Origin of the sequence: Planococcus sp. APC 3906 (assembly GCF_030407685.1) — a bacterium.
GTDB classification, from domain to species: domain Bacteria; phylum Bacillota; class Bacilli; order Bacillales_A; family Planococcaceae; genus Planococcus; species Planococcus koreensis.
In genome coordinates this window covers 252341-268454 of sequence record NZ_JASDCW010000001.1, presented here as the reverse complement: position 1 = coordinate 268454, position 16114 = coordinate 252341, and the positions used below count along the sequence as shown (strand labels likewise).

Sequence of the window (16114 nt, the reverse complement as noted above, 5' to 3'; positions counted from 1 at the left end):
CCCTTATAGAGCGTATCCAACAAAAAAAACCTCCCACAGGAGGTTTTTTCAATTTGCTTATGGATTATCGATCGTTTCCTTTGATAAATGAGTGCTCATCTTCGCGTATTCTGCGAATACACGCGCCAACTCGCGCAGACGGTCATGCACGTCTTCATTGATGATGGAGTTGGTTTCGTCGAAATGGCTCGTGTGCGTGTAGACGTAGTTCGGCGTCACGAGGCAGCGGAAATAATCGAGTATCGGCTTCAGCTGGTTCTCGATGACCAGGTGGTGTTGGTATGTGCCGCCGTTTGCGACAATCGATACCGGCTTGTAGCGCATTGTGCGCGGATGCAGCATATCGAATGCGTTTTTCAAGACGCCTGGAATCGAGCCCTGGAAAATCGGCGTCGCGATGATGTAGCCGTCCGCTTCCGTGAAACGGCGCACCATTTCGCGCATGTCTTCGTTGTAATCGCCAAGCGGGCGGCCATCGACGAATTGATGCTCGAAATCACTGAGATTCATGATTTCCAACGTCAATTCGGGATTGGTCTCCTCGATATACAATTTCACCTGTTCCAGGATTGCCCCTGTTTTTCTTCCAATAATCGTTCCGTCCACCAATAAAATTTTCATCGTTGAATCCTCCTCAAATACGTATATGACAGGCGGCCGCGCCGCCCTTCTCGTAACCCTCACTTCATGATAGCAAACCCGGTTTCATTATACGCATCTAAAAACTTTCAGACAGTAGATTTCATTCTTTAGACTGAGATTCGATGCGGCTGCGATTCGATTCCAGTTTGCCTTGGACACGGATTTCCTGATGCTCTGGCGGTGAAAAGCTGACTAGGGTATCGCCTTCTTTCGGCTCGAGTTCAGAATCCGCGGTAATGAATTCAAGTTTGCCTTGCGCGCGCTTGATGAACAGCGGAATCGTGCCTTCAATAGACCGTTCCTTGAATTCTTCGTACGTGAACTGGCCAGTGATTTGCGTTTTGCGCATCGCATATCCCTGTTCAGCTTTCCAGTCGAGTTCATGGATATTCCAGTCGTTGCCGAACAGTGTCCGGCCGCTCAACGATGCATGGAAATCAGCCGGGTCGCCCGTGTGGATAGCGGTTTGGTAAAGGTTCAACCGTCCCATCTCCGGAACGTAATTATTGACGACCAGCGCGTTATACGAATCCGTCTCGGTCGCGACGACCATCATTTCATATGGCGTCAAATCGACTTCGTAATCAGTGTGTTCAGACAGGATTTCACCAGTGAAATTCGGCAATTCCGCTTGGCGCGCCTGCTGCAGCCGGCCCCATGATGGATCCATGATGAGCACTTTTTGATTCATTTCCTTCAATACCTTGCCGAGGCTAATGGTGAAGCGGCTGCCTCCGACTATGAGCACGCCTGGCGCTTCAGATGAAGCGAGCCCCAGTTTGCGCCCGAGCCAGCCAATCGTGAAACCGTGCGCGACAACGGTCGAAAACACCAGCGCAAATGTCAACGCGGTCAATAGTTCCGCATCTTCGAACCCCGCATCCAATAAGGTGCTGGCGAAATAGCCCGACACCGTCAACGCGACAATGCCGCGGGGTGCAATCCAGCCGATCAAGGTTTTCTCCTGCCAGCTCAGATCGGTGCCGATCGTCGACAGCCAAATCGACAGCGGCCGCACGATGAACAGCGTCGTCAAGACGAATGCGATGATGCGCCAATTAAAGATTTCCAGCAGCACGTCGAGGCTGAGCGACGCCGTTAGCATGACGAAGATGCTCGAGATGAGCAGCACCGAGATGTTTTCTTTGAAGTGGCGCATGTCATTGATGGACGTGATATTCATATTGGCCATTGTCATCCCCATCGCCGTGACCGCGAGCAAGCCGGTTTCGTGCATGATCAAATCTGAGACGACGAATGTCAGCAGCACAACGCCAAAGACCATTGGCGATTTGAGAAATTCGGGCACTTGCCCTTTTTCGAACATCCTGCCCATGCCGAATCCGGCGCCGACCCCAAGAATGACCGCAAACAACGAGGCCAGGAAAAATAGGCCGAATGCCGCAGCGGTTTCGTCGCCGATTGCGAACAACACGAATTGGAAAGCGAATAATGCCAGCAAGGCGCCGAACGGATCGACAACAATGCCTTCCCATTTCAGGATGGCAGCTGGCCGTGCGTTCAGCTTCGCCTGCCGGAGCATCGGCAAAATCACTGTCGGGCCTGTGACAATGAACAATCCGCCGATGACAAACGCCACCGCCCACGACAAGCCCGCCATATAATGGGCGGCAAGCGATCCTGCAATCCAGGCGATCAACGCGCCGATGGATACAATCCGCCCTACCGGCTTACTGAATCCCCTTATTTCTTTGAAGTTCAGGTTCAAACTGCCTTCAAACAGGATAATGGCTACCGCCAATGAAATAAATGGATTGAATAAGTCGCCAAAGCTTGTGGCCGGGCTGATGATGCCGAGCAGCGGCCCTGCTAAGAGGCCAGCGATCGACATTAGGACAATTGCCGGCAGCTGCAAACGCCAGGCAATCCATTGGGAAATCACTCCCAGAAAAATGATCAGCATTAAATCGAACAATAAACTATTAATGTCATGCGGCCCCCTTTCTGAAGTATTGCCTATTATATCGGTTATACCCCAATTTTTGAAAGCACAAGCCCGATGCTTAAGGATTTAAATTTTGTGGATTTGTGATACAATAAGGAAAAACTAAGGGTGGATTTCTTTGACTAGAGAAGAATTGGAATATGCAATCGCTGAACTGAAGATGGATTATGTGCGCCACCAAGGCGACATAGAGAAGCTGGAGACGACCGGACATCATCAAATGGTGGAAAAAGCGGAACAGCGTTTAGCGAAAATGGAACAAAACCTTGCGGAATTGAACAAACAACTCGCGGAATTGTAGACCGCGATTTTTTTTTGACATCTTTTATGCCGGTGCCTTTGCCAAGCGCCTGTGCCGGATTCGGCGCAACTGGATTTTTTCGGCACATCCGCATTCAAAGAATATAGAAACACCTTAATAGCGTTAAAAAATGGAGGAATTTATTAAATGGCTTTATTAACAGTAGAAAACCTTAGTCACACATTCGGTGACCGCACCTTGTTCAACGAAGTGTCGTTCCGCTTGGTTGAAGGCGAACACGTCGGCCTGGTCGGCGCGAATGGCGTCGGCAAATCGACAATGATGAATATTTTGACGGGCAAGATCATCCACGATGAAGGCCGTGTCGAATGGCAGCCGAGAACGCATTACGGCTATTTGGATCAGCATACACAATTGACGCCGGGGCGCACAATCCGCGAAACGATGCAGGATGCATTCAAGCCTTTGTACATTAAAGAAGCGGAATTGAACGACATCGCCATGCAAATGGGCGACCCTGATGCGAACCTTGAAGAATTATTGGAAGAGATGGCGGAAGTGCAGGATGCTTTGGATGCCGGCGATTTTTACACGCTTGACGTGAAAATCGAAGAAATTGCACGCGGCCTTGGCCTCGACGCTATCGGACTGGAACGCCCTGTCGAAGCTCTTTCAGGTGGGCAGCGTACGAAATTGCTGCTGGCGAAATTGCTGTTGGAAAAGCCGAAAGTATTGCTGCTGGATGAGCCGACCAACTATTTGGACGAAGAGCATATTCAATGGCTCGTCAATTATTTGAAAAACTATCCGCACGCGTTCTTGTTGATCTCGCATGATACGGAATTCATGAGCAGCGTCACAGACGTCATTTTCCACTTGGAATTCTCGCGCCTGTCGCGCTATACAGCGACTTACGAGAAATTCATCGAACTTGCGGAACTTGCGAAAAAGCAGCATATGGACGCTTATGAAAAACAAGCCGACATGATCAAGAAAACCGAGACGTTCATAGCTAAGAACAAAGCGCGTGCGTCATCTGCCGGGCGTGCAAAATCCCGCCAGAAGCAATTGGACCGCATCGATCGCATCGACAAGCCGGAAGTTGCGGCAAAACCGCAATTTTCGTTTAAAGAAACACGCAGCCCAAGCCGTTACGTCGTCGAAGCGGAAGCTTTGACGATCGGCTACGACAAAGCGCTATTGCCGCCGTTGACATTCATGATTGAACGCGGCGAGAAAATCGCTTTGGTCGGCATGAACGGCGTCGGGAAATCGACGCTGCTGAAAACGATGCTCGGCAAGATCAAACCGCTTGACGGCGACGTCATCCGCGGCGAATACTTGACGCCAAGCTATTTCGAGCAGGAAGTCAAAGCTCCAAGCCATACACCGCTTGATGAAATCTGGTCTGCTTACCCGAGCATGGAACAAGGCCAAGTGCGCGGAGCTTTGGCCCGCACAGGTTTGAAAAATGAGCACATCTCCCGTTCGATGACGCAATTGAGCGGTGGCGAACAAGCGAAAGTCCGTTTGTGCAAATTGATGATGGAAGAAAGCAATTGGCTCATTTTCGATGAACCGACAAACCATTTGGACATCGACGCCAAAGCCGAATTGAAGCGTGCTATGCAGGCGTACAAAGGCACGATCGTCCTGGTCAGCCACGAACCTGAATTCTATGAAGGATTGGCGACGAAAGTCTGGAACGTCGAAGAATGGATCGAAGCCGGAAAACAATCAATCTAAGCACCAAAATATAAAGAAGCCCCGAGATTTTTTCTCGGAGCTTCTTTTTGTTTTATTCGCAGAAATGCTTCTGCGTACCGAACTCAATAAGTCGTCAGTTTGAATATTTTCTGGAAAGCGTAGATGCCGCGCTGCCAGAAAGTGAAGTCATCCTGGTATTCTTCAACCTCGAGGGTGTACATTGCCCCTTCATTGTCCCACAGCATATTGAAATAGCTATCCACATTTTCTGTCAGCTCGCTGTCGTTCGGAGCGATGATGCGGATATCGCTTTCCAAATTGTAATTATCCAATGTCCGTTCGGTATAATTTGCCGAACCGCCGTAGATATAGGTTTCTTCCGCTGTTTTGACCATCAAAGTTTTCGTGTGATATTGGCCGACAACTGCGTTATACCAGCGCACTTTCACTTTATTGCCGGAATTCTCCAGAATTTCATTGACCACAGGCCGGTTCGGAAGGCCGGTTTTTTCCGTGCCGAAGGCATTTTCGTTCGGGTCAAGGATCATTCTGACCTCGACGCCTCTCTTCGCAGCTGCTTCCAAAGCATCAACCACTTCCGCTTGTGCGATATAGAACATGCCAAGCCAGATGGCATCCCCGTCCTGTGCTTTTTCGATATCCGCGAGAAGGCCATTCTGGATTTTCTTTTCCGTCAAATACTGCGCCTGGTACTCCCCTGTTTGTTCGTCCGCATCGATTCTTGGAAACTCCGGACCACCGGAAAACTTCGAAACGGCTTCTTCCGCTTCAAGCAGGTCATTGATGATTTCTCCGCTTACTTTAAACGCCATATTGCCATGGAGGCCGCTGGCGTTATGGGGATTTGCCGAGCTGACGATTGCTTCTTTTTCCGTAATGACCACTTTCCGGTGATTGGCTTTGATGTTCAGCATCGTTAAATAAGAGGCAATGGATAAATCCGGTGCGTCACTGGACATGCCATTCGGAACCCAGCCGCGGCCGCCCGTATCGAACCACTGAAAAATCACACGGTAAAAGCCTGAATACAGCGGCATCGAGTCGCGCAGTTTATCCAAATCCGTGATGATGATTTCGATTCCCGCCTTGTCCATCGTATCAAAAAACTGGTTTTGATAAGAGCCGTATCCTATGTTCAATGGATCGCTGATAAAATAAATCGGCATATCCGGATTTTCTTCTTTCTTTTTCAATAAATGCTCTGTCAGCAATTCCGATACGGCCGGAAACTCTATTTTCTGGTCGTTGTAATTATCAAACAAAAAAAGGTCGATTACGATAAATTCTTCCGCTTCATCAATCATCGTAAAAATTTCATCGAATATCTCCAAATGATATTCGGTTTGGGTGCCTTCTTTATCCTGTGCAAATGATAGGTCATACAGCATTTCCACGTTCTCTAGATTGCGCAATTCGCCTTCATACGAAATCCCTTCAGGCAAAGGCTTATATGTATGCCAAATGATGACGCTTATATACATTAATGCCAATATCCCTGCAGTCGCGTAGACAATTCTTCTGCGCTTGCTCCACCCTTTGACTTTTTTACGCATAAATTCGTTCCCCCTCTCCTTCATTATAGCAAGAAGATGTAGAAACAATGCATTAATTTTATGGAAAAAAAACCCACCTGTCGGAAGGTGGGTTTTGAAAATCCGGCATTAAGCTGTAACGACGTATTCGCGTGTGCGGGCGTCTTCCATCAGCATATCTTTCAGGCGCTGTTTGCCGCGGAACAAACGGGATTTAACTGTGCCGATCGACACTTTCATCGTTTCCGCGATTTCAATCAGCGATAATTGATGTACATAGAAGTAAAGAATGGTTGTGCGGTAAATCGAATCCAATTCTGATATCTTGCCGCGGATCATGTCGGAAACATCCTGTTGTTCCAATAGTTCCGCTGTGCCTGCTGAGTCAGATGGAATCAGATCCAGCAAGGAGACGTCTAGCCCTTCCGGCTGTTGGACCATATGCTTGCTGCGGCGCACATTTTTGCGGTAACGGTCACGGAAAGTGTTCATACAGATTGTCGTGAGCCAAGCTTTTACGTGGTCGACATCTTTAATCGATGATTCATAGCGCACGACTTTCAGCCACACCTCTTGCATCAAATCTTCCGCCTCAGCTTTATTGCGCGTTAATTTCAGGCATAAATGATAGATATAGCGATTGTATTCCACATAAACATTTTCCATGATCGTTTCCTCCATCCGTTTACTTACCGGTTCCTGTTTTTTCTTGTTAAGCTTATTGTGCCGCACCGCAACCTTTCCCTCTATCGCATTCACTTTCATTTCACTTACATTTATGTAATGAAGAAAAGTGCAGATGCCCACGCAAGCCCCGACAAGCGCTGGAGGACTGGGGATGAATGGCGCTTTTTGCCATTCACCTCCAGTCCGAAGCGACCTCGAGGGGCTGGGCATCGGAACTGGACAATTAGAAAAGTGCAGATGCCAACACAACCGGAAAAAAGCAGCGCCTCAGACATCCCGAATCCCGGGTTGCCAGCAGCGCTGCTTTCTCTCTTTCATTTAAAACGATTATTTTTCTTTCCCAACTTTGCGGATATCTGCCAATATCAATGCACCTACAAGGAGCAATCCCAGATAGCCGACAACCGGATAGAACCAGTTGACCAATTGCGTAAAGCCGACAAAGCTTAAACCGAACGCGATGATCCCTGAAACAATCACGAAAATTCTGAAGCGTTTCGTGCCCATTTCAGTGAATCGCGCGGAAAACGACAGCAGCAAACTGACCGCTGTGTTGTAAATCATGGCGAAAATGACGATGGCCATGACAATGCCCAGAAATGGTGAAATATTGTCTGCCAAGCGCAGCATCGGCAAATCAGAACCGCCCACAATATCCACTTTCGAGAAAATAGCCAAATAGCTCAGCAAAATCAATACGCCGAAAACGATTCCACCGATCATGCCGCCGCGGGCAGCAATTTTAGAATCTTTTTCCGCACCGCCCATGACCAGTGCCATGGAAGTCGTCAATGCGATCGACAACGAAACGTAATTGATCGCCGACATGAACCAATTCGGTGCTGCTGATAATTGCTCTTTCGCGACCGGATCGAGTTCAGTAAAGCTGGCATCCATCGTCAGCAAACTGTACGCCGCTATCCCGACAACCATCAAAATAAGGAATGGCGTGACACTGCCGATGATTGTAATGACTTTTTTAACATTCAACATGATGGTCAGGATGACGATCACCGTCATTACTGCCCGGCCAAATGCCGGAGCCAAACCGAATTGCTGGGAGAATATTGAACCCGCTCCCGCAATCATGACGACTAAAATGCCGAATAATGTGAGGATCAGGGTGTAATCGATGATCCGTCCAAGCACTTTGCCGCCGATTTTGTAAACGACTTCCTCATGGGAGACTGTTTGCAGCCTGCTTCCGAGCCCCGTCAGAACCTTCCCCAGGTAGCCGAATAATACAGCTGCCAGTGCTACCCCTGCCAGTCCCCAATAACCGAAGCTGGTGTAATACTGCAGAATTTCCTGGCCGGAGGCAAAACCTGCGCCGACCACAATTCCGATAAATGCACTTGCAATTTTTAAACTTTTCTTCATCCTATTCTCCTTCCGTTTTAAAGACATTCCAGCCGCACGTTAAACTTAGCTCTTATATCCTTTACCTTTAGAAATCAACGATAAACAATATATCGGCGATTAACTTGAAAATCGGGCTTTCTTCGTCTATAAATCCCAGTGAATCCCTATTTTCAGGCAATAGAAAAGAACCCCTCGGCGAATTATCGGATTCGCCCGGGGGTTCTCAGCTAGCTTTATAGTGAATTGGCCACTAATTCTTCATCAACGTTTTTTGTAATCGTCAAACGCATGATGCGGTTGCGGTCCATTTCATTAATTTTGACGTGAAGGTTTTCATACGTAAACTCTTCGCCTTCTTCCGGTACATGCCCGAGCTGCTGCATGACAAAACCGGCAATCGTATCGTGGTCATTCGGCACTTCGACATGGAACATTTCATTGACGTCTTCGATTTCGAGGCGCCCGTGGCACGTCAGCTGAGTGTCGGTCATTTCAAAGACCAGTTCGTCTTCTTCTTCGTCCGTTTCATCTTCAATGTCCTGTCCGATCATTTCTTCGATGATGTCTTCGTGAGTGACGATGCCGAGTGTGCCGCCATATTCATCAAGAATGACAGCCATGTGCTTTTTCTTCGCCATCATCATTTTAAAGACTTTTTCCACACTGACCGACTGAACAACGAATAACGGATTATCATCCATCAACTCTGCCAGCGTCAGGTTCGGGTTCATTGACCATTCGATCAATTTCTTTGATAAAAACAAGCCGACGATATTGTCGAGGCTTTCTTCGTAGACCGGATAGCGCGTATACGAGGAATCCAAAATTAAATCACGCACTTCTTCATACGTCGAATCGAGCGGGATGCCTACCGTATCCGTACGGTGGGTTGACATGACGTCTGAAACGTCCTTATGCGGAAAATCAAGCACACCTTTGATGCGCTCGGATTCATCTTCTTCAAACGTTCCTTCCGTCGAAGCGATGTCGACCATTGTCCGCAATTCCTCTTTGGTCATCGTCGCTTCTTTAACGGTGCCTTTTGAAATGATGCGGATAAAGATATTCGTGAATTGCGCCAAAATCCATGTCAGCGGCTTGAAAATGACAACGAGAAAAGAAATAACCGGGAACACCAAGTATGCGACTTTATCCGAGAAAGTGGCCGCAATTGTCTTCGGCAAGACTTCTCCGAAGATGATCAGCACCAAGGTCAAAATAGCCGTCGCAATTCCGACTTCCCACCCTCTTGTCAAAGCGATTGTCGTCACTAACGTCGGCAGCATAATATTGGCAATGTTATTTCCGATTAATAATGTAGTGATCATACGGTCCGGCTTCGCGATCAATTTTTGCAGCTTTTGTGATCTCACATCACCCTGCTCCGCGCGAAGATGGACCTTCATCCTATTTACAGCTGTCAAAGCCGTTTCGCTTCCCGAGAAGAAGAACGACATCGCCAAAAATAATCCCAATGCAATAAACAAATTTATTTCCTCCAGTGCCTTAAAACACATTTTTTAAACGAGCTATTTCCGTAGCAACAATTATATCACAGCCATTTTCCAAATGTCGAAAACCATATCTTGTATGTTATAATTTTTCCATAATTAAAATTTATGGAATAGAGGGATCATATGAACGCAAAGCAGATTGATCAATATTTTAAAGATTACCGAGAACAGCATCTTGAAGAATTGAAAGCATTTTTGCGCATTCCTTCTGTCAGCTCACTGTCAGAGCACAAAGACGATGTCCGCAAAGGGGCGGAATGGCTGAAAACGTCGATACAGGAAGCAGGTCTTGAAAACGCGGAAATCTTCGAAACCGATGGCCATCCTGTCGTTTACGCCGACTGGCTCCATGCGGAAGGAAAACCGACTGTTCTTGTATACGGCCATTACGACGTGCAGCCTGTGGATCCATTGAACCTGTGGGAAACGCCGCCATTCGACCCGCATGTTCGGGACAATAAATTATACGCACGCGGTGCCAGCGATGACAAAGGCCAAACGTTCATGCACGTAAAAGCGGTCGAAGCCTTGCTCAAACTGAATGGCGAATTGCCGGTGAACATCAAATTCATCGTCGAAGGCGAAGAGGAAATCGGCAGCCCGAATCTCCCGAAATATGCGGAACAGAACCTGGAGCAATTGAAAGCCGACTTGATCGTCATTTCCGATACAGGCATGCAAGGTCCGGGGCGTCCGGCTGTATGCTACGGACTGCGCGGGCTTGCCGGCATCCAGATTGATGTCAAAGGGCCAAAAGGCGATTTGCATTCCGGTCTTTACGGCGGGGCTGTACAGAATCCGCTGCATGCCATTGTTGAAATCCTGCAGTCGTTCCGCGATAAAGAAGGCGTCATTCAAGTCGAAGGCTTCTATGACGATGTTCTTGAAGTTTCTGACAAAGAACGCGCTGAATTCGCCGCTCTTGAATTCGATTTGGAGCAGGAAAAGAAAGACCTGGGCATCACAGAAGATTTCGGTGAAAAAGGCTATTCGTTCATCGAGCGCACTTGGATCCGTCCAACGCTCGAAATCAACGGCATCACTGGCGGCTTCTCCGGCGAGGGGATTAAAACCGTGCTGCCTGCCGAAGCAAGTTCTAAAATCACTTGCCGCCTTGTACCCAACCAGGATCCGGATGACATTGTCGCCAAATTGCGTGCGCACGTCGAAGCGCATAAACCAGCGGGCGTCACTGTGAACATTTCAGAATTCGATAAAGGCCAGCCATTCCTGACGCCTTACGACCACCCGGCAATCCAAGCCGCAGGCCGTTCGTACGAAAGGGTCTATAACGTCAAAACCGCTTTTACGCGCATGGGCGGATCCGTGCCGATTGTTGCCGTATTCGACCAAGTCATGGGCTTGCCGGTCGTTTTGATGGGCTTCGGCTTATCATCTGAAAACTTCCATGCGCCAAACGAACATTTCCATCTTGAAAACTTCGACAAAGGTCTTCGCGTCATCAGCGATTACTTATTCGAAGCTGCAAAACTGTAAGATCAAACCATGGCCTTCCTTATGAACAGGAAGGCCATTTTTTTGACTTTGCCTTTTTTGAATCAATTATCTTTTCCCGGAGGTAAAAATGGCCATTTATTGGATTGCATCGTATTTAATCGGAAATATTCTGACAGCCTGGTGGGTCGGCAAGTGGAGAGGGGTTGACTTGCGAAACGAACTCAGCGGCAACCTGGGCGCACGCAATGCAGGTGCTGTTATCGGCAAAACTGCTTTTTTCCTGACATTCTTTGGCGATGCGGCTAAAGTCGGCATCGTCATCTGGCTTGGCCATTATTTCGATTTCCAAACCTGGATAATTGCAGTTGGCGCGCTCTCAGCCATCTGCGGACATCTCTTCCCTGTCTGGCTAAAAGGCCGCGGCGGCAAAGGCATCGCTTCATTTATCGGCGCTGCGCTGATCTTAACACCGTCTTTATTCCTCGTGATGGCTGCAGTGTTCGCTGCTTTTTTGCCGTTCGTCAAGAGCGCAACCCTGACCATGCTGTTCAGTTTTCTTGCGTATGCCGTCTCGATGTTCTGGTTCGGCGAGTTTCCCGAGTTCTGGCCGCTGCTGGCTGCCATGGCACTGATTCTCATTAAGCACGTTCCGGATATTAAAGAATCATTCCGAATCAGATTCAATAAACAATAAATACTATCCATTCACTAATATTAGAATCTACCTAAAACCGCGTATTCACTCGATTCCAAGATAGTACTATGTCCTTAAAGCTATTCATGTTATAGTTTATTTATTCAAAAAACTTTAATGATAGGATGTTATGACACATGAAAAAACCTATTGCCTGGATCCTTGACTCGACAGGATTTGTCACCGAAGAATTCAAAGCCCATCCTGACGTATATATGGTGCCATTGAACATCCATTTCGGCCAAGAAGAATTCATAGACGATGGCGTCGATTTAACGAATAAAGAATTGTATGCGCGCATTAAAAGCTCTGCTGAATTTCCCAAGACATCCCAGCCTTCTGCCGGCAAATTCGCCGAACTCTATGAAAAGCTGAAAGAAGAATACGAATGCGCAATTGCCGTCCACGCTTCTGCTAAATTGAGCGGCACGATTGCATCGTCTACGGCGGCTGCTGAAATGACCAGCTTTAAAGTCTATGCAATCGACTCGCTGGCATTGTCTTATGGCTTGTCCGGTTTGATTGACCGCGGCCTTGTGTTGCAGAAGCAAGGCATGGAGGCTGAGGAAATTGCCGAGCGCCTGCAAAAAGAGGTACATGACCTGCGCAATTACATTTTGATCGGCAACCTGTCCCAATTATACAAAGGCGGCCGCATGAGCGGAGCCCAGTATTATATCGGCAGCCTGCTGAAAGTGAAGCCGATCGTCCAATTGAGCGCGGAAGGCGAATTGGTGCCGATCGACAAAGTCCGCTCCCATAAAAAAGCGGTCCAATATCTGCTGGACCGTGTAAAAGAAGACCATGAAAAATACGGCACCGACACGTTCCAGATCATGCACGGCAATGTGCTGGACGAAGCCGAAAGCCTGAAACAGGACATCCTGAAAATTGTGCCCGGAGCCAAAATCCTAGTCGGAGACCTAAGCTCATCGCTTGCAGTGCATGCAGGCGAGGGAACCATCGCCCTGCTTTGGAGAAAGCCGCCACAGAACTAATTGAAAGCCCCGGGCATGAAAAATGTCTGGGGCTTTTTTCCACCTTACCGACGGCTATTTTGTGAAAATTCTGCTACAATGGAATTACCATTTACAATGATCGCTGAAGGTGAGGTGGATTCAATGCAACATATGGAACGTGAAATTACGGAACATGTCATGCTATGTGATGCAAAAGGACAATTAAATCCGAATGCGATAGGTTTTGCACGCCAGCCACTGGTAGTCAGCAATCTCCGTGGCAATTTCATGCGCAAGAAAAAATGGAATTACTGGTGTGTTTTCGGTGAAGAAGTGATGTTTTCAGCGACGATCTGCCATTTGGATTACTCGACGGTGTGCTTTGTCTATTTCCTGAATTACGAAACGCAGCGTTTTTATGAGAAAACTGTCATTATGCCCTTCACCCGCCAAATTAAATTGCCCAATAAAGTTCTTGATACCAGCCACTTCCGCCATGAAGAGATGAATATAAAGTTTGAATATGAGCAAAATGAAACCTGCATTTCAGTAGAAGTGGAAGACTTCGATGGAGAGCCGCTGGAAGCTTCATTGCGAATCCGCCACCCCGAAAACCACGATTCACTTAATGTAGTGATCCCTTGGAACCGCCAGACTTTCCAATTCACAGGCAAGCACCTGTCCCTTCCTGCTGCCGGTTCGGTCAAGCTTGGCAACCGGACCTATAAAATGGATCCGGGTGACAGTTTTGCAGTCCTCGATTACGGCAGAGGCATCTGGCCGCGGGAGTCCTCGTGGAATTGGGGGGTTGCTTCGCAGCGCTCTGACGGCAAAACCATCGGCTTGAATTTTGGGGGCAAATGGACAGATGGCACCGGCATGACCGAAAACGCTTTTTTTGTCGATGGCAAGATGACGAAACTGCACGAAGACGTCCTTTTCCATTACAATAGCGAGAATTACAAAGAGCCCTGGTTTATCCAGAGCAAGTTTTCAGATGACGTTAAACTGACTTTCACGCCGTTTTTCGAGCGCGAATCGAAAACAGACTTGAAGCTGGTAAAGTCAGAAATCCATCAATTGATCGGCTATTTCAATGGCTATGTCCGTTACCCTGACGGCCGGAAATTGAAAATCTCCCAAATCCTCGGAGCGGTCGAGGAGCATTTCGCGAAATGGTGAAGCCTGCATGCACAAAGTACCCAATATGAACAATAAAAACAGGACCCGGCGCAGTTTGCACCGGGTCCTGTTTTTGTTGAGAAAGGTAAATCATTTTTCTGATGGAGTCGATATTCCGCAAAACAGCTCCGCTTGCCGCGGGCGAGCACCAAGTCTCCTCAGTCGCTGCGCTCCCTGCGGGGTCTCGGCTGTCTCGCTTTCCCGCAGGCGTCTCCGCTGTTTTGCTCCATATCTAGAGAACAGGAAAGAAACTGCAAAAAGTATATCTTTTGTGTTCTTCAGTAAAAGAAATGACTCTCTATTTAGAAATACCTTTGAATGAAGCGGAAGGCGGCGACTCCAGCGGGGACAGCACGAGCTGAAGACCCTGGACTGAGCAGAGCGAGGGAAGCGGCTGAAGCCGTGCCCGCGGAACGCGTCCGCCTGAAGCGAAATGCATAACCAACATCTAAGTTTCTCGACAACATGAAAGGACCCGGCGCAGTTTGCACCGGGTCCTGTTTTTGATATCATTTCAACTTTTCAAGCATACGTTCCGGGTAATCCGTGAAAATGCCATGAATGCCGATTTGCTGCAATTGTTCGGCGTATTCAATGGTATTGACGGTATACACGTAGACAATCGACCCTTTTCTTAAAGCATCGCTCGTCATTTTCCGGAATGCAGCCGGCAGCGAGACATGGATTTGTTTGGTTCCGATGACCCGGGCATAATCGTAAACATCCACGTAAATCTGGGAAGTCAGTATTGCCGACTTCACTTCCGTTTCACGGCAAATATGGAGGACGTCTTCGTGGTTGAACGAAGACAGCAGCAGCCTGTCCATCAGCCCCCGCTTGTTGGCAAGGTTGATGACTTTATCTACGAGCGTATCGTATGGAAAAACATCCGATTTGATCTCGATATTCAGTCGATGAGGCGTGTCTTCGAAAATTTCAAATACCTCATCAAGTGTCGGGATGCGTTCGCCGCTCCACTCTTCCGAGAACCAAGAACCCGCATCGTATTCCTGCAATTCGTCCATTGTCATGTCTTTCACATAGCCTTTGCCGTCAGTTGTCCGATTGATTCTTTCATCATGGATGACAGCAATCTCCCCATCTTTAGTCAAATGCACATCGATTTCTACACCGTCGATAGGCAATGCCGCAGCTGCTTTAAAAGCAGCCAGCGTGTTTTCCGGATGTGTTCCGGAACTTCCTCTATGTGCAAAAATCTTCATCACGTGGCCTCCTAAATTTCCGTCCGAATTTCCCATAGTTCCGGGAAGAAGTATTGGTCGAGCACTTTCTTCAGGTAGTTGACTCCTGACGAGCCGCCTGTACCTTGTTTAAAACCGATGATGCGTTCCACTGTTTTCATGTGGCGGAAGCGCCATTGCTGAAGCCAGTCTTCGATATCGACGAGTTTTTCAGCCAATTGGTATAATTCCCAATGCGTTTCCACATCGCGGTAAACCGTTTTCCACGCCTCTCTGACGCTTTCATCCGATTCATAGACTTTCGTAACGTCACGGTTCAAGACATCAGGATTGATATGGAAACCGCTTCGTGCCAGTTTCTGGATAGCCGCGTCATAAAGGCCGGGTTTGCCGAAAGCTTCCAGCAGCGTTTGATGCAGCGCATCATCTTTTTCGTAGATTTTCAACACATGCTGTGTTTTATAGCCCAAGGCAAATTCAATCATCCGGTATTGATACGACTGAAAACCGCTGGCATTTCCAAGATCTCCGCGGAATTCCATGTATTCTGCTGGCGTCATCGTTGCGAGCACGTCCCAGCCTTGGATGATCTGGGATTGGATTTTCGAAACGCGCGCCAATTGCTTGAAGGCCGGCTGGAGATCATCATTGCCGATATGGTCGATTGCCGAGGTCAATTCATGCAAAATCAGCTTCATCCATAGTTCCGACACTTGATGGATGATGATGAATAGGGTTTCATCGTGATGTCCGCTGACCCCGCCTTGTGCGTTCAGCAATTGGTCCAGATGCAGATATTCCCCATACGTCATGCTTTCTTTGAAATCCGTGCGGATGCTGCTTTCATTTGCAGCTGCAATATTTTGGCCGTTTTTGTAATCGTTCATGGATTGGGCTCCGTCCTGCTCATCTTCAGCTGTCCTCAT

The 16114-nt window shown here is 48.0% G+C and carries 14 protein-coding genes; 6 read left to right on the top strand and 8 right to left on the bottom strand.

The genetic code is table 11. The features are described 5' to 3' along the window. Positions 1–57: 57 nt before the first annotated feature. The gene (locus QMA09_RS01320; RefSeq protein ID WP_135500861.1) at positions 58–621 is read right to left on the bottom strand and encodes an NADPH-dependent FMN reductase; all 564 of its coding nucleotides are present in this window, start codon (positions 619–621) and stop codon (positions 58–60) included. A 121-nt stretch (positions 622–742) separates the two neighbouring features. Further along, a complete protein-coding gene (locus tag QMA09_RS01315) occupies positions 743–2566 on the bottom strand; it encodes a cation:proton antiporter (protein WP_290211733.1) in 1824 nt (607 codons plus the stop codon). A 160-nt stretch (positions 2567–2726) separates the two neighbouring features. On the opposite strand from QMA09_RS01315, the gene QMA09_RS01310 reads away from it, so the two are divergent. Further along, entirely contained in the window at positions 2727–2909 is a 183-nt protein-coding gene (locus QMA09_RS01310) for an SE1832 family protein (protein WP_135500862.1), read from the top strand. A 147-nt stretch (positions 2910–3056) separates the two neighbouring features. Continuing rightward, complete coding sequence (locus tag QMA09_RS01305) at positions 3057–4616, top strand: ABC-F family ATP-binding cassette domain-containing protein (protein WP_135500863.1); 1560 nt, start codon at positions 3057–3059, stop codon at positions 4614–4616. 83 nt (positions 4617–4699) lie between these two features. On the opposite strand, the gene QMA09_RS01300 is transcribed toward QMA09_RS01305, so the two are convergent. From QMA09_RS01300 to QMA09_RS01285, 4 genes are all read right to left on the bottom strand, one after another. Continuing rightward, complete coding sequence (locus QMA09_RS01300) at positions 4700–6151, bottom strand: phospholipase D family protein (protein ID WP_290211725.1); 1452 nt, start codon at positions 6149–6151, stop codon at positions 4700–4702. Positions 6152–6259: 108 nt separating this feature from the next. Continuing rightward, positions 6260–6796: an RNA polymerase sigma factor gene (locus tag QMA09_RS01295; RefSeq protein ID WP_290211724.1), complete on the bottom strand. Its 537-nt coding sequence runs from the start codon at positions 6794–6796 to the stop codon at positions 6260–6262. Positions 6797–7144: 348 nt separating this feature from the next. Then, entirely contained in the window at positions 7145–8197 is a 1053-nt protein-coding gene (locus tag QMA09_RS01290) for a YkvI family membrane protein (RefSeq protein WP_290211723.1), read from the bottom strand. Positions 8198–8412: 215 nt separating this feature from the next. Then, complete coding sequence (locus tag QMA09_RS01285) at positions 8413–9666, bottom strand: hemolysin family protein (RefSeq protein ID WP_290211722.1); 1254 nt, start codon at positions 9664–9666, stop codon at positions 8413–8415. 150 nt (positions 9667–9816) lie between these two features. On the opposite strand from QMA09_RS01285, the gene QMA09_RS01280 reads away from it, so the two are divergent. The 4 genes from QMA09_RS01280 (at position 9817) to QMA09_RS01265 (ending at position 13986) form a co-directional block, all read left to right on the top strand. Then, on the top strand, positions 9817–11190 hold the full coding sequence (locus QMA09_RS01280; protein ID WP_290211721.1) for a dipeptidase: 1374 nt from the start codon (positions 9817–9819) through the stop codon (positions 11188–11190). 88 nt (positions 11191–11278) lie between these two features. Beyond that, positions 11279–11845 carry a glycerol-3-phosphate acyltransferase gene (locus QMA09_RS01275; RefSeq protein WP_290211720.1) on the top strand — a complete coding sequence of 189 codons (567 nt, stop codon included), beginning with the start codon at positions 11279–11281 and terminating at the stop codon, positions 11843–11845. Between the two features lie 137 nt (positions 11846–11982). Then, positions 11983–12843, top strand: coding sequence for a DegV family protein (locus QMA09_RS01270; protein WP_135500143.1), 861 nt, complete (start codon positions 11983–11985; stop codon positions 12841–12843). Positions 12844–12966: 123 nt separating this feature from the next. Next, positions 12967–13986 carry a DUF2804 domain-containing protein gene (locus tag QMA09_RS01265; RefSeq protein WP_290211719.1) on the top strand — a complete coding sequence of 340 codons (1020 nt, stop codon included), beginning with the start codon at positions 12967–12969 and terminating at the stop codon, positions 13984–13986. Between the two features lie 509 nt (positions 13987–14495). On the opposite strand, the gene QMA09_RS01260 is transcribed toward QMA09_RS01265, so the two are convergent. Both QMA09_RS01260 and kynA read right to left on the bottom strand, forming a co-directional pair. After that, the gene (locus tag QMA09_RS01260) at positions 14496–15209 is read right to left on the bottom strand and encodes a glycerophosphodiester phosphodiesterase family protein (RefSeq protein ID WP_135500141.1); all 714 of its coding nucleotides are present in this window, start codon (positions 15207–15209) and stop codon (positions 14496–14498) included. 11 nt (positions 15210–15220) lie between these two features. Then, a complete protein-coding gene (kynA, locus tag QMA09_RS01255) occupies positions 15221–16075 on the bottom strand; it encodes a tryptophan 2,3-dioxygenase (protein ID WP_135500151.1) in 855 nt (284 codons plus the stop codon). Between the last annotated feature and the right edge of the window lie 39 nt (positions 16076–16114).